Below are 23,652 nucleotides of genomic sequence, written 5' to 3' on the forward strand. Positions count from 1 at the left end.
TGATGAATGTATACGTTTACATCCATGTGCGTATACTAGATCATTTGCTTCAGGTCCGCTTTTTCACCTAGAACTCGCAGAACAATCCATATCTTTAAGGAGGTTTGTTTATTTATGAGCTCTACAACACTTCAAATTAGTTCAAAACTCGAATCTTTTCTCCAAGGGACGAAAAAACTCTACATTAATGGTCAGTTTGTCACAAGTCACGATAACAAAACCTTTTCAACTCCTAACCCAGCCACAGGTGAAACCCTTATTGATGTATATGAAGCAGGTGCAAAAGACATTGATGAGGCAGTAAAAGCAGCCAAAAAAGCCTTTCATGGTCCTTGGCGCTCCATGTCTGCCGCCGAACGCGCCCGGCTCATGTTCAAGCTTGCTGATTTAATGGAAGAAAACCAAGAAGAGCTCGCTCAGCTTGAAACTTTAGATAACGGAAAGCCAATTAATGAAACAACCAATGCAGATATCCCTCTCGCAATCGAGCATATGCGCTATTATGCGGGCTGGACAACCAAAATAAGTGGACAAACCATTCCTGTCAGCCAAGGATACTTTAATTATACCCGTCATGAGCCTGTTGGCGTTGTTGGACAAATCATTCCTTGGAACTTCCCGCTGCTCATGGCCATGTGGAAAATGGGTGCTGCACTTGCGACAGGCTGCACCATCGTTTTAAAACCAGCTGAACAAACACCCCTCTCTGCTCTTTATTTAGCTGAATTAGTTGATAAAGCCGGCTTCCCAGAAGGTGTGATTAACATCGTACCTGGATTTGGCGAAACAGCCGGGAATGCGTTAACCGATCACCCTGATGTGAATAAGCTTGCCTTCACGGGGTCAACAAGTGTTGGGAAACTCATCATGGAGAAAGCAGCCAAATCCATTAAGAGGGTCACATTAGAACTTGGCGGAAAATCACCAAATATTATTTTGCCAGACGCTGATTTAAAGAAAGCCATTCCAGGTGCTTTAAATGGGGTCATGTTTAACCAAGGTCAGGTATGCTGTGCTGGTTCTAGGGTCTTTGTTCACCGGAGCCAATATGATGAGGTTGTCGATCAAATGGCTGAATATGCGACATCCCTCAAACAAGGAGCCGGTCTTCATCAAGATACGCAAATCGGACCTCTCGTAAGTAAAGAACAGCACGAGCGCGTGTTAGGCTATATTGAAAAAGGTAAATCAGAAGGTGCAACAGCCGTTGTCGGTGGCGATTGCCCTTATGAGGCTGGTTATTTTGTCTCCCCTACTGTTTTTAAAGATGTAGAAGATGACATGACCATCGCAAAAGAAGAAATCTTTGGACCTGTCCTATCTGCGATTCCTTACGATTCCATTGATGAAGTGGTCGAAAGAGCCAACCAGTCTGACTATGGTTTAGCCGCAGGACTTTGGACAGAAAACTTAAAGCATGCCCATGACATTGCTGCACGTCTTGAAGCAGGCACGATTTGGGTCAACTGCTATAACGTCTTTGATGCTGCCTCCCCGTTTGGAGGATACAAGCAATCAGGTCTTGGCAGAGAAATGGGATCATACGCCCTTAACAACTATACAGAAGTCAAAAGTGTGTGGATTAATCTCCAAGACTAATGACGCCTATAAAGCCGGTGACCATGTCATCGGCTTTTTTGTGATTGCATGTGACAGGCAGGCTCCTGAATATAGTAATAAAGGAAAGGAGCATGGCCGAATATGCAAGATTTTAAAACAAAAGTAAACGAATATATTGATGAATTGCACATGCAAATGCAGCGCAGACAACGAGAAGATGGCGCTTTTGTCTTCTGCTTTGAAGGGCCAATGATGACAAATGCTTTTTTGATTATGCTGTTAAAGGCGGTCGGTGATTCGGATCAGGCTTTGGTTCATCAATTGGCAGAAGCTATACGTGAAAAGCAAAATGAGGATGGTTCTTTTTCTTTGTATCATGATCAGGCGGGACATGTAACCGCGACTGTGCAAGGCTACTGCGGGATGCTCGTGTCAGGCAGGTATCAACAAGATGAGCCGCATATGGAAAAAGCAGCACATTTTATTCGATCAAATGGCGGCTTGAAGAATGTTCATTTTATGACAAAGTGGATGCTTGCTGTCAATGGCATGCACCCTTGGCCATACTTCTATGCACCACTTTCATTTTTACTCATCCCTACATATTTCCCGCTTCACTTCTATCATCTTAGTGCATATGCAAGAATTCATTTTGTCCCAATGATGATTGCACTCAACAAACGATATGCCTCTCATGAACAGTTTCCAAGCTTAGCACATCTCGATGCAAACATGTCTAAAAATCCTTTTGACTGGTTTATGGCAAGAGAAGAACGTTCCACTCACCACTTTCTAGCATACATGCGGTCGTATACTGCACTCGACAGCCGGCTCGACTTTTTCGGGTATGAGGCAGCGAAGCGGTATATGTTTGAACGCCTTGAAAAAGATGGCACGCTTTATAGCTATTTAAGTGCCAGTATTTTTATGGTCTATGCACTCATGAGTCTTGGATACTCTCCGGGACATCATCTCATTTTAAAAGCAGTCAAAGGGATGAAACAGCTAGTCACTGACTGTGGGGGCAGGAAATATGCTGAGAATTCTACATCCACTGTTTGGGATACAGCGCTTGTCAGTTATGCTTCTCAGCGAGCAGGCAGAACACAAGATGATCCAGTGATCAAAAAGTCTTTTACGTACTTACTGAACCGGCAGCAAATGAAGAAAGCAGATTGGGCGATCCATAACCGGCATGCGGCTCCGGGAGGCTTTGGTTTTTCAGATTTAAACACAAATAACCCAGATTGCGATGATACGCAAATTGTGTTAAAAGCCGTTCCTCAAACATACGCTCCCGTTCAGTGGAAACGAGGATTTGATTGGCTTCTTTCCATGCAAAACCGGGATGGCGGCTTTTCAGCTTTTGAAAAAAATCAAAATCACTTCTTGCTTCGTCATCTCCCGCTCGAATCTGCTGAGGATGCGGCCATTGATCCTTCTACGCCTGATATTACAGGTCGTGTGCTCCATCTTATTGCTCTTGAAGAGAATAGCATGTCACCACTCATGCAAAGGCAAAAAGATCATTGTGTGAAATGGCTGCTTGATCATCAAGAGAAAAACGGATCATGGTTCGGAAGATGGGGCGTTTGCTATATTTATGGTACTTGGGCTGCGTTAACAGGACTAAAGGCTGCTGGCATCTCCTCATCGCATTCTGCTGTTCAAAAAGCATGTCGATTTTTAAAAACAATTCAATTAGAAGATGGCAGCTTCGGAGAATCGTGTAAAAGTGCAGAGGTTAAAAGGTACGTCCCGCTTCCATTTGGGACAGTGGTTCAAACGGCTTGGGCTGCTGAGGCACTTTTACAATATGTGCAGCCAGATGACAAAGTGATTTTAAAAGCCATCTCATTTTTGATTCAACATCAGCACTCGAGTGAAGCCTTGCACTATCCAGTAGGTATTGGTCTTCCAAAGCAATTTTACATCACCTATCATAGCTATCCATTTGTCTTTCCAATGATGGCTTGTTCCACATTTTTAGAAGAAATGAGGCGTAAAAATGAATAAGGAAGAATATCGCATGCAGCTTAAAGATTGGCTTAGCTTCATTCAAGGTGCAGTTCAAGATGACAACACCCGTCAGAAAGCAGAACATTTATCGTTCATCATGAATGATGAACATTCCAGTGAAGAAGAGTGGTACGAATTGGCTGAAAGTATTGCAGAGGATATAATTCCACAAGATGCAATGCGAGATGTGGCAGTTGGCGGCCATCAATTACCCCCTCTCCCTTACCGGTATGATGCACTAGAACCGTTTATTTCAAAAGAGGTGATGTATTTGCATCACCAGAAGCATCATCAATCATATGTTGATGGTCTGAACCAAGCTGAGCTTGCCTTAAAAAGAGCAAGAAGAACCAATGATTTTAAAATGATCAAGCATTGGGAACGGGAGCTAGCCTTCAATGGTGCGGGACACTATTTACATTGCATTTTTTGGTTTTCTATGAGTCCTTCAGGCAAACGAAAGCCCACTGGTCAAATGCTTCGTCTTATTGAACAATCGTTTGAAAGCTATGATGCATTCAAATCCCAATTTTCAGCTGCAGCCAAACAAGTTGAAGGTGTTGGATGGGCCATTCTCGTATGGGCACCAAGATCTCAGCGATTAGAGATTTTACAAGCAGAACGCCATCAATTTTTATCACAATGGGATGTGCTCCCTCTTCTAGCTCTTGACGTATGGGAGCACGCCTACTATCTGCAATATCTGAATGAAAAAGCGACATATGTAGATCGCTGGTGGAATGTCGTTGACTGGCGTGAGCCAGAAGCACGCCTTAAGCAAGCTCAGCAAGTGAAATGGACCCCTTTTTAAAAACGCTACTCCATGTAGGCATTTGCTTATATGGAGTATTTATAGTTTACATAATATTATTATCACCACTAAAAGAATGGGTTGTTTTTTCAGAAAATTCATTTAAAATAGAAAAGATATGTATAGAAAGAGAGCTGAAGCAATGAATGAAGATTTTATTAACCATTAGTCACTTTGCAGGAAGAACCTTTGCAATTTGGGTCATTTTATTTGCGTGTCTTGGATTTGCCTTTCCTGCCGAATTTTCTAAGATTGGAACTTATATTCCTTTTTTACTCGGTATTATTATGTTTGGGATGGGGCTTACCCTGTCTGCTGAAGATTTTAAAGAGCTGTTTCGAAAACCTCTCTATGTGCTGATTGGGGTTCTGGCGCAGTACACACTCATGCCGCTTATCGCCTTTCTATTAGCTTACGGATTACAGCTTCCTTCTGAAATTGCAGTAGGCGTTATTCTTGTGGGCTGCTGCCCAGGCGGTACAGCATCCAATGTGATGACCTTTTTGGCGAAAGGAAATACGGCATTATCTGTAGCCGTCACCACCATATCGACCCTTCTTGCTCCATTTTTAACACCTGTCTTTATTTTACTCTTTGCAAGATCATGGTTACCTGTATCGCCAGAAGCGCTATTTTTGTCAATTGTACAAGTTGTGTTGATCCCAATTATCTTAGGTGTCATCGTTAAATTGTTTTTCAAAAAACAAGTGACCTATGCGGTTCAAGCATTGCCGCTTGTATCTGTCGCCGGAATTGTAGTGATCATTGCAGCGGTTGTCAGTGCAAATAAAGAGCAGATTCTTCAATCTGGGCTGCTAATATTGGCTGTTGTGATCTTACATAATGGACTTGGTCTTTTATTTGGTTACCTTATTGCAAAGTGGTGCAAAATGGATATCCCTTCTCGAAGAGCCATCTCGATTGAAGTAGGCATGCAAAACTCTGGACTTGGTGCAGCTCTAGCGACAGCACACTTCTCGCCACTTGCAGCCGTACCAAGTGCCATTTTTAGTGTGTGGCATAATTTATCTGGTTCCTGGCTTGCGACGTATTGGTCAAAGAGAGGAAATACTGAAAATGAAAAGAAAAAAAGCTAGCACCTTTAATGGGTGCTAGCTTTTCAAATTGAAGATTATCCTTCAAGCAAGAGCTGCTCTGGATCTTCAAGTAAGTTTTTAATCGTGACAAGGAATCCAACTGCTTCTTTACCATCGACAATCCGGTGGTCGTAAGAAAGAGCTAAATACATCATCGGACGGTTCTCAAAACGTTCTTCATCAATTGCCACAGGTCGAAGCTGAATTTTGTGCATCCCTAAAATTCCAACTTGAGGGCTGTTTAAAATTGGTGTTGAAAGCAGTGAACCAAATGTTCCGCCGTTTGTGATCGTGAATGATCCACCTTGCAGCTCATTTAGAGACAATTTGTTATCTCGTGCTTTTTTCGCAAGATGACCAATTTCCTTTTCAATCCCTGCAAACGACAATCTGTCTGCATCACGGACAACCGGTACGACAAGTCCTTCGTTAGCAGCAACAGCGATGCCGATGTCATAGAATTTCTTCAAGACGAGCTCATCACCTTGAATTTCTGCGTTAAGCAGCGGATATTTCTTCAGTGCTGCTACAACTGCTTTTGTGAAGAAAGACATGAAGCCAAGCTTTACATCATTTTGTTCAAGGAAGGCATCTTTACGGCGTTTTCTTAAGTCCATCACAGCCGTCATATCTACTTCATTAAATGTCGTCAGCATTGCAGCCGTTTGCTGAACCTCAACTAAACGTTTTGCAATCGTTTGTCTGCGGCGCGACATTCTCTCACGTTCAATTGGCTTTCCTGGTTGTTCATTTTGCACCGCAGCATTTGCTTTTGGCGCGGCTTTTGGTGCACTTGCAGGTGCTTCATTCTTTTGATAAGAAGCGACATCCTGCTTTCGTACCCTGCCCAGCGGATCTACGGTTGGAATTTCAGATAAGTCTAGTCCCTTCTCTCTCGCTAGTTTTCTAGCTGCTGGAGAAGCGATGGTTCTGCCATTACCAGATTTCGGCTCTTCTTTCACTGCTTCTTCTTTTTGAGCAGCTGCCGGTTCTTCTTTCGAAGCTGGTGCAGACTCTTGCTCAGGTGCTGGAGCTGCGGACTCGCTTCCGCCAGCTTCACCCGCTGCAATTGTTCCGATGACTTCTCCAACTTGTACAGTGTCACCAGAATCCTTCAGCACTTCTTTCAGTACACCAGATTCTTCTGCTGTCAGTTCGACATTGACTTTATCTGTTTCAAGTTCTAACAGGTATTCTCCCTGCTCCACATAATCGCCCGGCTGCTTTAGCCATTGAGCTATCGTTCCTTCCGAGATCGATTCCGCTAATTCAGGTACTTTAATTTCCGCCATTTTTCATTTCCCCCTTAGTTTTTGCGAGTCAAGCTATCAGATACAATTCGTTCTTGTTCTTTTTTATGCACAGTTGGATCACCCTCAGCCGTACTTGAGCGTCTTCTTCGACCGATGTAACGTACTTTTACTTTTTCAGACGCAATTTCACGTAAATATGGCTCAATGTATCCCCAAGCCCCCATATTTTGTGGCTCTTCTTGCGCCCATACGATTTCTTCTAAGTTTGTTAGTTTTGATAAAATCGCTTTAATATCTTTGGCTGGGAATGGATATAGTTGTTCGACTCTCGCAATGTGAAGCCAATCTTTCGGCTCTTCCATTTGAGTAAAACGATCACTAATATCGATTGATACCTTCCCGCTAGATAGCACGAGTCGCGATACTTTTTCGTGATCATGCACAAGGCCTGGTTGTTCAAGAACTGGTTGGAACTGTCCATCCGTTAATTCCTGGACTTCAGACAATGTGTTCGGGTTACGAAGCAGACTCTTCGGTGTCATGATGACAAGCGGACGAATCTCTTCACGAAGCAGCATTTTCGCCTGTCTTCTAAGAATGTGGAAGTATTGCGCTGCACTTGTGAGGTTCGCCACTGTCCAGTTATTCTCAGCAGCTGATTGCAGGAATCGCTCTGTTCTTCCACTTGAATGCTCAGGACCTTGTCCTTCATATCCATGAGGCAAGAGCATCACTAGACCTGATTTTTGTCCCCATTTTGCGCGTCCAGCTGAAATAAATTGATCGAAATACACTTGAGCCGCATTTGCGAAGTCTCCAAATTGAGCCTCCCAAATGACTAACGTTTCAGGAGAATAGACATTATAACCATATTCAAACCCGATGACTGAGCCCTCTGACAGTGGACTATTATGAACAGTAAATGATGCGTTTGCATCACTCAGCTCATGAAGAGCAATAAATTCATCTCCAGTTTGACTGTCGTGAAGAACAAGGTTTCTTTGAGCAAAAGTACCGCGCTCTGAATCCTGTCCGGTCATTCGAATTGGCGTACCGTCTTTTAATATAGATGCAAATGCAAGTGCTTCCCCAAGTGACCATTCTACTTTACGGTCATCTGTAAACACTTTTGCACGTTTTTCAAGGATCCGTTTAAGCTTACCAAATACTTGGAAATCGTCCGGCCAGCTGATCAATTCTTCATTCAGCTTTCGTAACACATCAAACTCTACGGATGTATCCACTGCTGGGAAGCCATTTGATACTGGTTCTGGCAGTTCAATTTCTTGAATCGTATGCTCTTTCTTTGAAGGCACCTTTTGATAGGCCTCTTCTATTCTCGTCGCTACAGCCTGCTCGATTTCTTCACGCTGCTCTTTCGTTAGAAGACCTTCTGTGACAAGTTTATCTGCAAAGATATTCTTGACCGTTTTGTGCTTTCTGACTGCATCGTACAGCATCGGCTGAGTCGTAGAAGGCTCATCCATTTCGTTATGACCGTATCTGCGGTAGCCGATCAAGTCAATTAAGAAATCCTTCTTAAAGCGTTTGCGGTATTCTACAGCTAATTGAACAGCCGCTAAACATGCTTCTGGATCATCTGCATTGACGTGAACAATTGGAATCTCAAACCCTTTTGCAAGGTCACTTGCATATTTCGTTGAGCGAGATTCATTGCTTTCCGTCGTAAATCCGATCATATTGTTTGCAATGATATGGATTGTTCCGCCCACTTGATAGCCTACAAGTTGACTTAAATTTAATGTTTCTGCCACAATTCCTTCCCCAGGAAATGCCGCATCACCATGAATTAAGATGGCTAATGCCTTTTCAACGTCTTGTACTGGATAGCCCTTTTGAGTACGTAATTCCTGAGCAGCACGTGTGCTTCCTTCAATGATTGGATCAATGAATTCCAAGTGACTTGGGTTATTAGCAAGCGTGACTCTCGCACTCTTTGTATCTTCGTCTTTAATTTGACGATCTGCTCCAAGATGGTACTTTACATCACCTGTCCACCCGTAGCTGATGCCAATAGAGCCTTCTGATGGAACAAGCTCTTTATTTGGCGCATGCTGGAATTCTGAGAAAATAATCTCATATGGTTTTCCTAACACATGTGCTAATACATTTAAACGGCCTCTGTGTGCCATTCCAATGTTAATATTTGAAGTCCCTTGTGTAACAGACTCTGAAATAATTTCATCAAGTACTGGGACAAGTGCGTCTAATCCTTCTATTGAGAAGCGCTTTTGCCCAACAAATGTTTTATGAAGAAACTGTTCGAACTGCTCAACTTCTGTTAATCTCTTGAATACAGAAACTAGTTTATCGGCTGGTTTTTTCTTAAATAGTTCACCAGACTCGATTGATTTTGAGAGCCAGTTCCGTTCTTCGAAATCATGTACGTGATCAAACTCAAATGAAATGGTACGCTTATACGTATTTCTCAAATGGTTAATGGCTTCTATGCCGTTTGAAATGTGTTTTGGTGCGTCAGGACTAATAATAGATATTGGAATATTCTTGACGTCTTCTTCTGTTAAACCGTATTCCTTTAAAGGAAACAGCTCTTGTAATTCCTTTTCTTTGCGAAGAGGATTGACGGAAGCATTTAAATGGCCATACGTTCTGATGTCTTCTGCCAGTTTAACGACTGATGCTATCTTTTGGATTTGTTCAGAAGTAACTACGCTATTTTCTTTTTTCCCAATTTCCTCCTTCATTTCACTCGGTGGTGCACCAAGTTCATCAAATATGCCTCTTAGATCTTCATCAACACTAGTAGGATCCTGGACATACTGATCGTAGAGCTCGAGCACATAGCCGAGGTTCGGACCATGAAATTCTTCCCAACTCAACGGTTGTTTCACATCATTTTGAAACATTTTGAACACTACCCCCAACTTTGATCATCAAGTGATTGAACACTATCTCGATATAACTTCCAGAACACAATGACCAAATTTATGTAATAAAACGCTTCCAATAATATTCTACCACTGTTTCGGATTACTTTCTACATTCTTTGTTCAATTAAAGATAAAAAATTCACAGAAAAACAAAAAATTTAAATCATTCCGAAAAATATTTTGAAGAAAGGGGCAAAACCTTATGCCCCAATGCTTTTATGCAGTAATTTCTTCAGTAACGGATATAAAACATCTGGCAATGTATCGACATCTGGTACAAAAATGCTGAACTTGCCATACATATCTTGAATGGTTTTCATCTGTGCTTCTTCGATCGGTGAATTGGATAAAAACACATTGATTACTTCAATGCCTTTTTTCCTCGCCTCAAGAACTGCTTCATGTGTATCGACGATCCCATTTTGTTCGTAGCTGAATGCAGCTGGCTCTCCGTCGGAAAAAACAATGAGAAACTTTTGCTCTTCTCTTCGTTTTAATATCATTTTTGTCATTTGGCGAATCGCATAGCCATCCCGGTTATCCTCTTCTGGCTCAAGAGACATAATGGAAGGACCTGCATCAAATAAAGAATCTTTGAACGACACGACTGTGTTGAAATAGTTCGGCTGACTTGTTTCTGATGCGTCGTTTGTATCTTCCCAAAACCCCACAATTTGATGCGGGACTTGAACGGACTTTAAGGCTTCATGGAATAGAACAATGCCTTTTTTCGTCTCGTCCATCTTGTCAAACATGCTAGCAGAACAATCCACTAATAAAGTGAAAACAGCATCAATCTCCGAAGAAGGTGCCTGTTTTTTATAGAAAAGACGCGGATTCGACTCTGTAAAATAACGAATGAGCTTTTTACTCAGACGTCCTGCATGAAGATCCGTTTTTGGCCATGTTTTTTTATGTTCGAGCGTTTTTTGAATCATCTGTTTTAACCGTTTCTGATACGGCTCAATCTCCTTGGCGTGCTGCTTGTATACATTGATTTGTTCTGGCGCGGGAGGATCTGGTGAAATCATGACTGGAAACGCATATTTGTTCTCTTTTCCATTCTCATGAGCATCCGCTCCGCTTTCCTCGCCTTCAGCCTCTTCCAGCGCCTCAAGCTTTGAATAATCTTTTCGGTGAGTCTGCTTGGCAGAGCCTTGGACAGTGCCAAGTGCTTGATCTCCGTCATCGCCTTCTCTTGCTGCATCCTTCCCGAGATCACTTTTCCCGCCGTGCTCTAAATCAAATTGAAGGAAGCTTTTTGACGGTGCTTCTGTTTCTCGATGCCACACTTCCATATACTCTTGGTGGATGTCTTCATCGCCCTCTTTTTCCCGGTCGACTTTGATGTCTTCACTTAATTTAGGTTTTCTTTTTAAGTCATGAAACAGCGGTTCTTTTGCCGCTTTTTCATAGTCCAATTCCGGGAAGAAAAAGTACGTATTCAGCATATCTTTATCAAGAAGCTCATCAAAGCCTTCCATTAATTCTTTGACGATGACTGCGATATCTCCGGTTGAACGCGCTTCATATACACGCTCAAGACTTGATTCAATAAATGGAATCATTGGGTTGATCCGCTCGTGAAGAGGCGGAATTTCTTCTAGCGGTGAATCCGCTGTCAGCTTCACATACATTGCACAATAGAGTGCATCCGTTAAAATGCTCCGCTCTTGGTTAATCGTTAATTGCGTCTTAAAATGACGCCGGTATAGCTCTCTTCTTCGTTTAAATACCTTTTTTGTTCCTGGGCGGTCACGTTTAATCCGCTCTTCAATCCGGATATCTTCAAAGAGCATAAACAATTGTTTACACAGGTCAGGAATGGACATTGTATGAGCATAGCGAATGATTTCCTGAAAGACAGTCAGATCACTATAAACGGTTCCTACTGCACGGAGGAATACATCACTTTTCAGTCCGGCTGTCATGTCTTCCTGTTTACGGTCATCCCAAAAATGGCTGATGAAAATTTTCTTTTCAAAAGGATCATAGTAGGACTGCACCCCGTATTCAAGCTCGGCATCATCACTTTTTGCTAACGTTTTGGCTAAATCCGTTAATTCCATAAATAAAAATGAATCGATTCTGCTGTCATTAAATTTGATGAATTTCAAAACTCAGAACCTCACTCGAATAATGTTTGGGCAATATTTCTTACCGCTGCTTTTTCCCGGTCATCTTCTAGCTTTTCAACAATCCCTCGTTCAACTGCACGAAGCGGCGGGATGTATTGCGCAAGATCACATGTGTCTAGAAGGGCGCGAATGGATGCTGCTTCTTCACTCACCTGCCCGTTGTGTGCCTGTGTAATGAGGTCTGATGAGAGCTGCACGAATTGATCGATTAAACGTTCATCCTTTAATACAGATTGAGATTGCAGTACATCCTTTAAGATGCCGCCGCCGATATATGGAACGTCAATGACAACAAAACGGTTTTTTAACGCTTCATTTAAAGGCACTGTGCCGACATAACCTTCGTTGATTGCCGCTATCACGCCAAAGCCTTCATCTGCTCGAACGACCTCTCCTGTAAATGGATTTGTCATCATTTTTCTGTAGTCGAGTACACCGTTTAAAATAGGCAGGGTTTCTGGCTTTGCCATGTTGATTTCATCAATATATAAAAGATGGCCTTTTTTCATTGCTTTCGTTACAGGTCCTTCAATAAATTCAATAGAAGCAACTTGACCATCATTGTGAATGGTTTTATAGCCAATCAAGCTTTCTGCATCAAGATCAACCGAGCAGTTCACACTGTGCATCGGCTGCTGAAAGAAAGCAGATAAAGTTTCTGCTAATTTTGTTTTACCTGAACCAGTCGGCCCTTTTAAAAGAACGTTTTTGCCGAGTGCTAGTGCAATCATCGCATCTTGTATGATAGACGTGTCCTGTGATTCATAGCCGCCTGTTCCAATAAGCGGACGGAATTCTTCTTCTAGTCCTTTTGCTTTTGCTTCAATCATTGCTTGAATTTCTTCTGGGAGTAATTGTTCGTTAAACATGTATGATTAATTCCTCTCTTCGATCATTTTCCTCACCAAGTATACTAAAAAAACCTTTATGCACTCAATACATAAAGGCTAGACATCTGTTATTTTACCATTTCTTTTGTGATCGCTCCGCATGCGATGCGTTTCCCTGAGTTTCCAGAAGGGTTGCTTAAGTAATCATCTGCTTCTGCATGAATGATAAAGCTACGCCCATTTTGATCGATTAATTGGTTCGATCCTCCCTTTAACGTCACATCTGGTACATTCACGACAACATCAATTTGTCCATCTGCCCCAACTTCTAAATTAGGCATATCTCCAGCATGATGACCCTTTGGGTTATCAAAGCCATGCTCCCGGTGTGTTGGATTAAAGTGAGCCCCTGCCGTTTCAAAATCTGGCGCTTCACATCTTCCTGTTTCGTGAATATGGAAGCCATGAGGACCTGGCGGCAGATTTTTCGCTTTCACATGTAAATCCAGCCCGTTTTCTGAGGAGTCTCTTACTTCGATGCTCCCTATTTTTTGCCCGTTTTCATTGATGAGTGACGTGGTAACTGGTGCTTGCTTAGGTGCTGCAACTTCAATGGTTTCTTCTGTCGTTTCTTTTTTCGGCGGTGCATGACAAGCTGTTGCAACAAAGACCAGACACATCATGATCAACCACACTGACTTTTTCATATGATTGCCCCCTTTTAATATCAGTATGGACAACCTGATCAATGGGCAAACAAAAAAAGCCGAAAATCGGCTTTTTTAGAAGAAACGTTTTGCACCTAAATAGGCTTTTTTCCAATATGGATTGCTTAAGTTTGAGATCCCCACTCCGTTGTCACTTGCGTGAAGGAAATCTCCTCCGCCAAGGTATAGTCCCATATGAGATGGACCCGCTTTGTACGTTGTGAAATAAACAAAATCGCCAACTTGAGGTGTGCTCACAGGTGTCATCATACTCCAGTAGCCTGCTGTGCTTAATCTGGATACAGACGAAACCTTGTTAATGAGGTAATAAACAAAGCCGCTGCAGTCAAATCCAGATGGTGTATTGCCGCCCCATCTGTAAGGAATGCCTGTCAGCTTTTTACCTTCTTGAATCATCGTCGTGATTTTTGCATTCATTGGCACATCGGGTTTGTTATTGTTGACCGGCTTTGTCGAGCCGTTAGACGTAGAACCATTCGACCCAGTTGAGCCTGAAGCTGCACCATTAATTTTGAGAACTTGTCCAATTCTAAGCACATCGCTTTTTAAGCTGTTGGCTGTACGGATGGACTGAACTTGCACTTTAAATTGATTCGCAATTTTCCATAAAGAATCGCCTGATTTTACAGTATAAGATGTTGCTTTCCCGCTTGAAGACTGGTTACTGTTTGAATTGCTTGGTTTAGTAGGTTTCGGCTGACTTGGTTTTGATGCAGCCGTCCCTTTTACTTTCAATACTTGATTCGGATAAATCATATCAGATTTTAATCCGTTCAATGTTTTGATTTCACCAATCGACATATTGAGCGAATTGGCAATTTTCCAGAGTGAATCCCCTAATTTGACCTTGTATGTACTTGATGAAGATGAACTATTTGAGTTCGTTGTCTTATTGTTTGAGCTGGAATTTGAAGAGGAGTTTGATGACTGGCTCCCGCTTGTCTTCGTGCTTCCAGATACCTTTAGCTTTTGTCCAGGACGAATTAAGTCACTGTTTAAGCTGTTTAGACTTTTTAAGCTTGCCACTGACATTTTATGATTTTTCGCAATAAGCCATAAAGAATCTCCAAGCTTTACTGTGTAGCTTGATGTCGTTGAAGCATTTGATTTCGTTGCTTTTGAACCAGTTGACGAACTGGATTTTTTGCTTTTTGCGCCAGGAATTTTCAAGCTTTGTCCTGCAAAAATCATCGTCGTTTTTAGTTGATTAAGAGATTGAAGCTCCGAAATACTTGTATTGTACTGTTCGGCAATCTTCCAAAGTGAGTCACCGCTTTTCACCTTGATCGTCTGTGCTTCTGCCGGTGCAGCAAACACAGCTGAGCCAGCGATCGCTGAAACTGTGAGGCCGGTTACTACTTTTTTCTTCATAGATAAATCTCCGCCTTTCATGATTTCATTCAACAAGACTTATGTACTAGTTTTAAGTTTAGCATTTAACGACTCTGCTTCTCTTGCACTATTTTATCTTTATTTCTATTATATTACTCGACATGTAGACGTTGGGCAATAACAAATAGGCTAAAGCAGTCAACTCAAAATGCTAAAACAAAGCCATATCGTTTGTATCGGCCGTTTGCTGTATTTATAAACATTTTTTAAGGAATTTTTAAGTTGACGTTTAGAAATTTGTCAAAACAAGCACGCTGCTAGTTTCATAGTTCTATTCTACATGACAAATTTTTCTGTATCAAATGACTTTTTACTTAATTGCCTGTTTTTTCTCCTCAAATGAAAAAAGCATCCTTCCGAATGAAGAATGCAGCGATTGGTTTTTTATTTTCTGATTTCAGGTTCTTTTACAGTAAGCGGATAAAGGACTCCTTCTTTCGCAAATGACATTTTACCCGTTTCCTCTGAAACGACGAGAACAAGTGCATCGGTCATACCAGAGAGTCCGATCGCAGCCCTGTGTCTTGTCCCGAGAGAAGGACTGACTTTTTTTGAAGTAAGCGGGAGCACATTTGCCGCAGATACGAGCGTATTTTCTTTGACTAAAAGCGCACCATCATGAAGTGGATTTCCTGGGTAGAAAATGCTTTCAATTAATGAAGCACTAATTTTCGCATGGAGATTTGTCCCTCTTTGAATAAAATCCTCGACCTCATCCCGCCTTTGTATCACAATCAGTGCCCCGTGCTTTTGTTTTGATAAGCTCTCAATGGCTAACGAAAATTGAGCAAATCCAGGTGTGAATTCTTCCATATACGATTGTAAATAAAACGAGGAAGCCTCTGCATGCATTTCATTAAACTCATCATGTAATGACTCGAGATCACAAAGTAGACATTGCTCAATCTCATCAAGGGAATCGATAATGTCACTTGCATCCTTCATAATTTTCATCAAGTGTGTTCTCATGCCCACTTTAAATTGCACTTCTTCATTCGTACGATTGATCATTTGACCTTTTCCCTCCTCCTTTTCGTTGTCATAAAATAACAAATTATGTGCATTCTATTGTTATGGAGGTGACTTAATATGACCATTCAGAAAGTGATTCAATATGCTTGCAGCATTTTAGGTGTTGTCAGTCTTTCCTTTATTTATGCCCAAATGTTTAAAAAAACGAAGCCATCTAAGAAAAATAATCCGACAGAGAATTGATTTTTTTACATAGCATGATATAATCCTCTCGTTATTTCTGTTCAGAGAGGAACTTATGATGAGAGAAACAAATAGCATTCGAGCTAAGGTGACACTATTTTTAACCATTTTGATTCCGATTTTAATCACTCAAGCGGGTCTTTCGCTTATTACGTTTTTAGACACCGTGATGTCTGGAAAAGTGAGTGCAGAAGACCTTGCGGGTGTTGCGATCGGTTCTAGTATTTGGACACCCGTTTATACAGGACTTGCTGGTATATTAATGGCCGTTACGCCAATTGTCGCTCAGCTGATGGGCGCAGGGCATAAAAAAGATGTTCCTAAGGCTGTCTTTCAGGCGATTTATTTATCCTTTATTTTAAGTATCTGTGTGATTGCAATTGGAACAATTAGCATCCCTTACGTATTAGGGGGACTTGGACTTGAGCAATCCGTAGAGGATATTGCGCGGCATTTCTTAAGTTTTCTTGCTTTTGGTATCATCCCGCTGTTTGGTTATTCGGTGCTCAGGTCATTTATTGATGCATTAGGGAAAACACGTGTAACGATGTTTATCACGTTAACAGCACTTCCGATTAACTTTGTGTTAAACTATGTATTTATTTTTGGGAATTTTGGCTTTCCAAAGCTTGGCGGTGCGGGAGCTGGTCTTGCTTCTGCGTTGACGTATTGGGCGATTTTCATCATGAGTATTTGTATTGTCATGAAAGCAGAACCATTTGCCTCATTTCGTTTGTTTCAGAAACTGCCTCAAATCAATATCTCCCGTATGGGGCAAATACTGAAAATCGGTCTTCCTATTGGGTTTGCGATTTTTTTTGAAACGAGTATCTTTGCAGCAGTTACGTTATTAATGGGTCACTTTGATACTGTGACTATTGCAAGTCACCAGGCTGCGATGAACTTTGCTTCCATCTTATATATTTTACCGCTCAGTATCTCGATGGCTTTAACTATTGTCGTTGGGTTTGAAGCTGGTGCCAAGCGTTATAAAGACGCGCAAAGCTATAGCTATATCGGAATTGGAACGGCGGTATTATTCTCCTTGTGTACGGCAGCACTCATTTTATTATTTAGACCAGAGATTGCTGGTTTATACACAGCTGAATCGGCTGTTTTACAGTTGACACAGCAATTTTTGATTTATGCGATCTTTTTCCAGCTGTCAGATGCCATTGCAGCACCCATTCAAGGGGCGCTGCGCGGCTATAAAGATGTTAACTATACGCTCATTGCCGCATTTGTTTCATACTGGGTGATCGGCCTTCCTTCCGGCTATCTGATTGGCACCTATACCTCCTATGGGGCATTTGGGTATTGGATTGGTCTCATTGCCGGACTTGCCGCTGGTGCCATTGTCCTCTTTATCCGTCTCAGATTGATTGAAAAACGATTGCTTCAACAAGCGCCCAATCACTAAATACGACACAAAAAAACAGCTGATCAATGTCAGCTGCTTTTTTTATTTAGTCATTCCATTGGTACGTCCAGAAAATTTCTTCATCGAACCATTTTTGGACGACAGGTTCTTTGTTTTTCAGCTTCTGTTCAAGCTCTCTCAGCATGCCTTCTGTTTGCGTTCTATGCGCTCTCAGTGCATTTAATTTGATATCTGCTACATCTGTAATGTCGATCGTAATATCTGCATTTCCAAGCACTTCTTCTCTATTTTTCGTAATGGCCATGCAGTATGTGACAGGACGATCTTCTTTTTTCTTACGGTAAAGAGCGCGAATCACCGCTTCCCCTGTCGCATCATGATCAGGATGTACACCGTGTCCAGGATAAAACGTCACAATCAGTGTAGGTTTGACTTCATCAATGATGGTTTCCATCACATCAGCTAAATACTCGTCGTCTTCAAATTCCAATGTTTTATCACGAAGTCCAAGCATACGTAAGTCTGTGATATCCATTTCTTTGCAGGCGCTGATTAATTCCTGTTTTCTTAATTCAGGAAGTGTTTCACGGTTAGCATATGTTGGGCTGCCCATATTTCTGCCCATTTCCCCAAGTGTCCCGCATGCATACGTGACTGGGATGCCGCGTTTTCTACTTTGTGCAATGAGACCTGCAACCCCAAACGATTCATCATCTGGGTGAGGCAGCATCACTAGTACATGTTCATTCATGACTCGTCACCCTTTCTTCTACACCTGAAATGGTGTTTCACTAATTTGTAATGAGATCGCTAGTTTCCCGTCTGGCAAGTGCCCAGCTAACAGCAGGCGGCCATGGTCATCAAACACATAATCCGTTAATCCTTCTGCGTAAATCCAGCCATCTTCTGTTTTCATTCCAACACGGTACGGACCTTGTCCTTTTATTTTCGCCTGTGAATAGACGACTTTCGCATTGCGGATATAGGCAACGACCGTCATATTTTGTTCATTTACATGAGCTGAATAAGAACCAGTGGTCGTTTCAAGATGAACGAAGACTGGACGATTTAAAAACGATTCAAGATGTGCTGTGACATCTTCCGTTTGAATTGGTTTCATGAGTGGTTCCTTCCTTCATTTTGAATTAATTCGCGCAGCTTTTTTGTATGTAAGCTGATCAGCTGCAGCTGATGATCATGCCGAAGCCCACTTTCTAATATTCTCTCTACAGCGAGTACATATTTTTGATGAAATGATTTTCTCGCCCTCGGATGAGTGCGCGCATCGCTTAAATCATCACATATTGCCTCGTGTAAAGAAGACATATCATCGACATCAAGCTGACGATTTTTCCATAAAGATTGATAAGCAGCTGTAAGCTCATTGGCTGATGACATGTAATCACCTCTACAGTTTTGGTAACAACTTATTATGACATGATCCGCCTTCAAAAAAAAGCAAACTGCTCGTAGGACTTAATGAGAATTCGCTGTTTTTTTCATGCGTAATTGAGAGGTCGTAAACAATAAAATCGCCACCCAGATACAAAGAAACGTCACAATTTTAGCTGAAGATAAATGCTCGTGATACACAAATAACCCTAAAAACAGCGTAATCGTTGGTGCAATGTACTGTAAAATACCCACTTGATAAAGAGGAATTCTTTTTGCCCCTTCAGAGAATAAAAGAAGCGGTACCGCAGTAAAGACCCCTGCAAAGAATAAGAGACCAAGCGATCCGAAGCTGTTAGGATTCATTGTCACCACAGGTTCTTTTAAGAAGAACAATAAGTACACAAGAGCTGCCGGGGCTAGAAGCAGCGTTTCAATTGTCAAACCAATGGCACTCGTGAAGCTCATTCTTTTTTTAATCAATCCATAAAAACCGAAGCTAAAGGCAAGTAATATTGCCACGACAGGAAATGAACCGTACTGAATCGTAGAAAGAATCACCCCAGCTGCGGCAATTAAAATCGCAATGGTTTGTAATTTATTGAGCCGCTCTTTCAAGAAAATGATGCCTAGTAAAACAGAGACAAGCGGATTAATATAATACCCTAAACTAGCTTCTAGCATAAGATGATGGTTGACTGCCCAAATGTACACATACCAGTTAACCGATATTAAAATAGCAGATAATAGTAATGAAAAAAGTGCCTTGCCATCGAGCATGAGACCCTTCACTGTCTGCATCGCCGGCCGGACTTGTTTTAAATACAGAAGAATACCGCACATAAAAACAAATGACCATAAAATTCTGTGCGCTAAAATTTCGCCTGACGAAATATGCTCCATCAGTTTCCAATATAACGGGAATAATCCCCATAATGTAAAAGATGCTGCCGTATAGAGAACACCTTTTGATTGCTGTTGTTCGTTCAATCTAACCATTCCTTTCTAAACCTATCGTATATTATAGCACGCACTCAAGTGAATGGGCATATACTAATTCAGGGCATTTAGAAAGGATGATTTGCATGTTTGACTGGAACCGATTATTCCCTTTTCAAAAGCAATTTTCAAAAGAAGCCTTAAAGAATTCAGACCCTAAAGACGTCGAGCAGTACGTCAATCAAGTGATGGAAAGTGTATTCGGCTCCAATTATCCTGCTCAGTTCCCTTTTCAGGACCCACTCTCTCAACATCAAAAAACGAGAGAAACAGACGTCAAAAAAGAAAAAGAACCCGAAGTGGAAGTGTTCGAAACCACTGATCACGTGTTCGTTAAGATTGAGCTTGCTCGGCCGAGCACAGAAAAAGTAAAAATTAAACATACAGCCAACCTGCTGTTTATTGATCATTTTCCTGAGGAAGGCACGCAGAAGAAAGTCGTCCTCCCTGCTGCTGTCAAAAGAAAAGGAACGAAGGCTTCGTATCAGGACGGTATTTTGGAGATTATGTTTTTAAAGCATGATGATCCGGGGATTTCTGAAATCGATATTCCATTATAAAAAGCCTGCTTTGATATAGAAGCAGGCTTACTCTTTTTTCTTAATAGTATGGTGGATATCCTCCGCCATAAGGTGGTGGAACAGGCGGTGGTGGTGGTGGGTAATATGGACGGGGATAATTAAAAATCGCACTTCCTAAAAACCCGCCAAGCAGTCCGCCGACTAAAGGAGCGCCAAAACCAAAAAACAAAGGGACTCTGGATTCATATGGCGGAATGCCAGGGGCGCCGCCTCGGAAATACGGAGTATGAGGGTACATGCATTTCTCCTCCTTTGTCATGTGCCTAAGATCAGCATATTCATCAGGAGTCAAAACGTTTGGGCAAACCTGAAACTAGGCTTGTTCCTTTTTTTCATGAGATTCTGTATATTCCCCTGCCCACCTAGATACCTCATGAAACACATCATTTAGCGCATTTCCTTTTTCAGTTAAACAGTAAATGACCTTCACAGGCGTCTCAGGCAATACAGTTCGCTCTATAATCCCCTCTTGCTCAAGTTCCTTTAAACGCTCTGCGAGCATTTTTTGACTGATGGATGGGATAATGTCCGTCATGTCTTTAAAACGCTTTGGACCATCAAGCAATACATGAATAATGAGACCGTTCCACCTTTTGCCTAGCAGTAAAAAAGCTTGCTGAATGTGTGGACATAATTGAAATTCCATAAATTTCAGCCTTTCTTTTCATGATTGTTTGACAAACTAACGGTATACAATTTAAAATATATCTCTAGTTACAATAAGTAAGTTTCTCACTTTTTAGTTATTGTACCATATTATTTGCAAAAACGGGAGGAAATATCCACATGGCGACTGATCAAAAAACGATTGACATTTTAAAACAAAGAGCTTCAGTAAAAGAGTACGATACAACTCATGAAATGACAAAAGAAGAGTTAACAGAGCTTCTTGATATCACAACAAAAGCACCATCCGCGTGGAACCTTCAGCATTGGCATTTCACTGTCTTCCATAGTGCTGAATCTAAAGCGAAGTTACTTCCAATCGCTTACAACCAAAAGCAAATCTCACAAGCATCAGCTGTTATTGCTGTACTAGGTGATCTTGAAGCCAATCAAAATGGTGAAAAAATCTACAGTGAGCTGGCAGAACAAGGCTTCATTACTGAAGACATCAAAGAAACATTGATGACTCAAATCAATGGCGCATACCAAAGCGAGCAGTATGCACGTGAAGCTGCGTATTCAAATGCTTCATTAGCTGCTATGCAATTAATGATTGCTGCAAAAGCAATGGGCTATGATACATGCGCAATGGGTGGTTTCAGTAAAGACGCCTACATCAAAGAATTCAATGTAAGCGGCCGATATGAGCCAGTCATGCTGATTTCAGTTGGTAAAGCAGCGAAAGAAGCTCATAAAAGCAATCGTTTCGACATCGAAGAAGTATCTGATTTCCTTTAAAATTGGCAAGGCCTCAGCTTTCATGCTGAGGTTTTTTTATTTGGTTTCAATATTATTTCTGCATATTTTCTTTTCACTTTACCCCTTTTCACCTCCACTTTTTCTCCTTTTTAAGAATGAAAGCGTTATATTAGTATGATATTCAGCGAAATGATTGTTTTTTCTGAAAATGGTCTTGTGATCTAATCTGACAACTGCTATTATTATGAAATTACAAAAAATTCAGGAGGAAATCATGAATAAAAAATTGATACTGGCACTACTTATAGCGATTCCATTCATCGGACAGCTCGCACTGCTGCCCTTTGCGAATCGTATCCATCCATTTGTGATAGGCCTGCCTTTTTTCCACTTCTGGCTCTTACTATGGATTGTTCTCACACCAGTCTGTACATTCATCATTTACCGCATGCAACATTCAAATGGAGGAACTGACTAATGCAAGGAAATTTAACAGCTTTATTGATTACAGCAAGTATCATTTTCATAGTCGTGGTCATTGGATTTGCCGCTGGCCGTGATAAATCATCCAGACAGTCAGTAGAGGAATGGTCTGTCGGCGGGAGAAAATTTGGCGGGCTGCTCGTCTGGTTCCTCGTTGGCGCAGATTTATACACAGCTTATACCTTTTTAGGGCTCACTAGTACAGCCTATACAGCTGGAAGTGTCGCTTTTTTCGCTATTCCCTATTCAGTTCTAGCGTATTTTATTGCTTATTTCTTCTTACCAAAGCTATGGACGGTTGCGAAGAATCACAACCTCACAACGCTCGCTGATTATGCACGTGAGCGCTTTGACAGCAAGCTGTTATCCAGTCTAATTGCAATTATTGGAGTACTTATGCTCATTCCTTATATTTGTCTTCAACTGAGCGGGATTCAAGATACGTTAACTGTCGCTGGAACTAGTTATATTAATGTGAATGCAGTTGTTATTATTTCATTTATTTTAGTCGCACTTTATACATTTTTCAGCGGGATTAAAGGTCCTACATATACAGCCATTATTAAGGATATTCTCGTTTGGGTCATCATGCTGTTTATGGTGGTTTCACTGCCAATCATTCATTTTAACGGCTGGACTCCGATGATGAATACGTTAGCTAAGGAAGCTCCACAGCTTCTGACAATTCCTGACGGCGGTCCTAAAGGCATTTTATGGTTCATTACCGCTTCAGGTGTTTCTGCCCTTGCTTTGTTTATGTGGGCACATGCGGCAACAGGGGTATTTACAGCAAAAAGTGCAGATGCTATCCGTAAAAACAGCATGTTTTTGCCTCTTTATAACATCGTATTGATTTTGGTCATCTTCCTTGGATTTATTGCCTTTTTGGTCTTACCAGAAGATACAAATCCAAGATTTGCACTTCTTCATTTAATTCAAACATCATATGGCGGCGTGATGCAGGGTCTTGCTTATTCAACGATTGCACTGGCTTCCCTCATTCCATGCTCGATCATGGCCATTGGTGCATCGAATTTATTTGCCAATAATTTATATCGTGACTTAATTCATCCGAATGTATCACCTAAAAGGTTGACCATCATCACTCGTTCAATGGTGTTTATCGTGATCGGACTGGCTCTATTATTCGGAATGCTCTTCCCAACAGCACTTGTGACGCTTCAGCTCATTGGTGTTTCAGGAATGGTTCAAATCTTCCCAGCCATTGCGATCAGCTTGTTCTGGAAAAAACAATCGAGAGAAGCAACGATTGCGGGGTTAGTTGTTGGCATCATCGTCACCTTTACAGCCAATATCTCACAAGTCACGTTCGGTCTTTATGAAGGGTTTCTTGGTTTACTAGCAAACGTTGTGGTCATCCTGATTTTGAATCCATTCTTCCAAAAGAAGGTCACATCCAATTCTGTCATGAATGAACTATTTGAAAAAGATCAAGACAAAACAGAAGCGATGGGAAACAACGCGTAAATATAAAA

23 protein-coding genes are annotated in these 23,652 nt (G+C 41.5%); 10 read left to right on the forward strand and 13 right to left on the reverse strand.

All coding sequences use genetic code 11. From position 1 onward, the window contains the following. The first annotated feature begins 114 nt into the window (after window positions 1-114). The 4 genes from MHB83_RS14430 to MHB83_RS14445 all read left to right on the forward strand — a co-directional run bounded on the left by MHB83_RS14430 (window position 115) and on the right by MHB83_RS14445 (window position 5,487). Window positions 115-1,599, forward strand: a complete 1,485-nt coding sequence (locus tag MHB83_RS14430) for an aldehyde dehydrogenase family protein (protein WP_003215950.1) — start codon at window positions 115-117, stop codon at window positions 1,597-1,599. Between the two features lie 102 nt (window positions 1,600-1,701). Further along, complete coding sequence (locus MHB83_RS14435; protein WP_342496429.1) at window positions 1,702-3,576, forward strand: prenyltransferase/squalene oxidase repeat-containing protein; 1,875 nt, start codon at window positions 1,702-1,704, stop codon at window positions 3,574-3,576. Then, window positions 3,569-4,390, forward strand: coding sequence for a superoxide dismutase (locus MHB83_RS14440; RefSeq protein ID WP_310024942.1), 822 nt, complete (start codon window positions 3,569-3,571; stop codon window positions 4,388-4,390). Before MHB83_RS14435 ends, MHB83_RS14440 begins: the two co-directional genes overlap by 8 nt. A gap of 146 nt (window positions 4,391-4,536) precedes the next feature. Beyond that, window positions 4,537-5,487 carry a bile acid:sodium symporter family protein gene (locus tag MHB83_RS14445; RefSeq protein WP_310024941.1) on the forward strand — a complete coding sequence of 317 codons (951 nt, stop codon included), beginning with the start codon at window positions 4,537-4,539 and terminating at the stop codon, window positions 5,485-5,487. Between the two features lie 35 nt (window positions 5,488-5,522). Here the strand turns inward: MHB83_RS14445 and odhB are convergent, their stop codons facing one another. The 7 genes from odhB to cdaS form a co-directional block, all read right to left on the reverse strand. Further along, complete coding sequence (odhB, locus tag MHB83_RS14450; protein WP_003215695.1) at window positions 5,523-6,779, reverse strand: 2-oxoglutarate dehydrogenase complex dihydrolipoyllysine-residue succinyltransferase; 1,257 nt, start codon at window positions 6,777-6,779, stop codon at window positions 5,523-5,525. Between the two features lie 14 nt (window positions 6,780-6,793). Beyond that, window positions 6,794-9,628, reverse strand: a complete 2,835-nt coding sequence (sucA, locus tag MHB83_RS14455; RefSeq protein ID WP_003215743.1) for a 2-oxoglutarate dehydrogenase E1 component — start codon at window positions 9,626-9,628, stop codon at window positions 6,794-6,796. A 224-nt stretch (window positions 9,629-9,852) separates the two neighbouring features. After that, window positions 9,853-11,769: a VWA domain-containing protein gene (locus MHB83_RS14460; RefSeq protein ID WP_342496430.1), complete on the reverse strand. Its 1,917-nt coding sequence runs from the start codon at window positions 11,767-11,769 to the stop codon at window positions 9,853-9,855. Between the two features lie 11 nt (window positions 11,770-11,780). Further along, the gene (locus MHB83_RS14465) at window positions 11,781-12,659 is read right to left on the reverse strand and encodes a MoxR family ATPase (RefSeq protein WP_050943921.1); all 879 of its coding nucleotides are present in this window, start codon (window positions 12,657-12,659) and stop codon (window positions 11,781-11,783) included. Window positions 12,660-12,748: 89 nt separating this feature from the next. Beyond that, entirely contained in the window at window positions 12,749-13,327 is a 579-nt protein-coding gene (locus MHB83_RS14470) for a superoxide dismutase family protein (RefSeq protein WP_106032559.1), read from the reverse strand. A gap of 75 nt (window positions 13,328-13,402) precedes the next feature. Continuing rightward, window positions 13,403-14,719: a peptidoglycan endopeptidase gene (locus tag MHB83_RS14475; protein ID WP_050943919.1), complete on the reverse strand. Its 1,317-nt coding sequence runs from the start codon at window positions 14,717-14,719 to the stop codon at window positions 13,403-13,405. Window positions 14,720-15,124: 405 nt separating this feature from the next. Then, the gene (gene cdaS, locus MHB83_RS14480) at window positions 15,125-15,751 is read right to left on the reverse strand and encodes a sporulation-specific diadenylate cyclase CdaS (protein ID WP_034620466.1); all 627 of its coding nucleotides are present in this window, start codon (window positions 15,749-15,751) and stop codon (window positions 15,125-15,127) included. Between the two features lie 78 nt (window positions 15,752-15,829). Between cdaS and MHB83_RS14485 the strand changes: the two genes are divergently transcribed. Together MHB83_RS14485 and MHB83_RS14490 are read left to right on the forward strand one after the other, a co-directional pair. Further along, window positions 15,830-15,955, forward strand: coding sequence for a hypothetical protein (locus MHB83_RS14485; RefSeq protein WP_003215647.1), 126 nt, complete (start codon window positions 15,830-15,832; stop codon window positions 15,953-15,955). Window positions 15,956-16,013: 58 nt separating this feature from the next. Continuing rightward, a complete protein-coding gene (locus tag MHB83_RS14490; protein WP_342496431.1) occupies window positions 16,014-17,375 on the forward strand; it encodes an MATE family efflux transporter in 1,362 nt (453 codons plus the stop codon). A gap of 46 nt (window positions 17,376-17,421) precedes the next feature. On the opposite strand, the gene bshB2 is transcribed toward MHB83_RS14490, so the two are convergent. The 4 genes from bshB2 to rarD all read right to left on the reverse strand — a co-directional run bounded on the left by bshB2 (window position 17,422) and on the right by rarD (window position 19,727). Next, entirely contained in the window at window positions 17,422-18,087 is a 666-nt protein-coding gene (gene bshB2, locus MHB83_RS14495) for a bacillithiol biosynthesis deacetylase BshB2 (RefSeq protein ID WP_050943917.1), read from the reverse strand. 18 nt (window positions 18,088-18,105) lie between these two features. Then, window positions 18,106-18,456, reverse strand: a complete 351-nt coding sequence (locus tag MHB83_RS14500) for a YojF family protein (RefSeq protein ID WP_050943916.1) — start codon at window positions 18,454-18,456, stop codon at window positions 18,106-18,108. Next, window positions 18,453-18,734 (reverse strand): hypothetical protein, encoded by a 282-nt coding sequence (locus tag MHB83_RS14505; RefSeq protein WP_003215525.1) that lies wholly within the window; start codon window positions 18,732-18,734, stop codon window positions 18,453-18,455. Before MHB83_RS14505 ends, MHB83_RS14500 begins: the two co-directional genes overlap by 4 nt. Before the next feature lie 78 nt (window positions 18,735-18,812). Beyond that, the gene (gene rarD / locus MHB83_RS14510; RefSeq protein ID WP_049754910.1) at window positions 18,813-19,727 is read right to left on the reverse strand and encodes an EamA family transporter RarD; all 915 of its coding nucleotides are present in this window, start codon (window positions 19,725-19,727) and stop codon (window positions 18,813-18,815) included. 86 nt (window positions 19,728-19,813) lie between these two features. Here rarD and MHB83_RS14515 point away from each other — a divergent pair, with 86 nt between their 5' ends. Beyond that, window positions 19,814-20,287: a hypothetical protein gene (locus MHB83_RS14515; protein ID WP_003216069.1), complete on the forward strand. Its 474-nt coding sequence runs from the start codon at window positions 19,814-19,816 to the stop codon at window positions 20,285-20,287. A 40-nt stretch (window positions 20,288-20,327) separates the two neighbouring features. Here the strand turns inward: MHB83_RS14515 and MHB83_RS14520 are convergent, their stop codons facing one another. Beyond that, window positions 20,328-20,546 (reverse strand): hypothetical protein, encoded by a 219-nt coding sequence (locus tag MHB83_RS14520; RefSeq protein WP_003215921.1) that lies wholly within the window; start codon window positions 20,544-20,546, stop codon window positions 20,328-20,330. A 75-nt stretch (window positions 20,547-20,621) separates the two neighbouring features. Continuing rightward, window positions 20,622-20,954 (reverse strand): winged helix-turn-helix transcriptional regulator, encoded by a 333-nt coding sequence (locus MHB83_RS14525; protein WP_003215692.1) that lies wholly within the window; start codon window positions 20,952-20,954, stop codon window positions 20,622-20,624. A 140-nt stretch (window positions 20,955-21,094) separates the two neighbouring features. On the opposite strand from MHB83_RS14525, the gene MHB83_RS14530 reads away from it, so the two are divergent. The 3 genes from MHB83_RS14530 to MHB83_RS14540 all read left to right on the forward strand — a co-directional run bounded on the left by MHB83_RS14530 (window position 21,095) and on the right by MHB83_RS14540 (window position 23,644). Then, window positions 21,095-21,712, forward strand: a complete 618-nt coding sequence (locus MHB83_RS14530; protein ID WP_003215532.1) for a nitroreductase family protein — start codon at window positions 21,095-21,097, stop codon at window positions 21,710-21,712. A 235-nt stretch (window positions 21,713-21,947) separates the two neighbouring features. Further along, a complete protein-coding gene (locus MHB83_RS14535; protein ID WP_003215965.1) occupies window positions 21,948-22,151 on the forward strand; it encodes a DUF3311 domain-containing protein in 204 nt (67 codons plus the stop codon). Further along, window positions 22,151-23,644 (forward strand): sodium:solute symporter, encoded by a 1,494-nt coding sequence (locus MHB83_RS14540; RefSeq protein WP_050943914.1) that lies wholly within the window; start codon window positions 22,151-22,153, stop codon window positions 23,642-23,644. The genes MHB83_RS14535 and MHB83_RS14540 overlap by 1 nt, the downstream gene beginning before the upstream one ends. Window positions 23,645-23,652 lie beyond the last annotated feature (8 nt).

It is taken from the genome of Bacillus sp. FSL K6-3149 (assembly GCF_038630515.1).
Classification (GTDB): Bacteria; Bacillota; Bacilli; order Bacillales; family Bacillaceae; genus Bacillus; species Bacillus pumilus.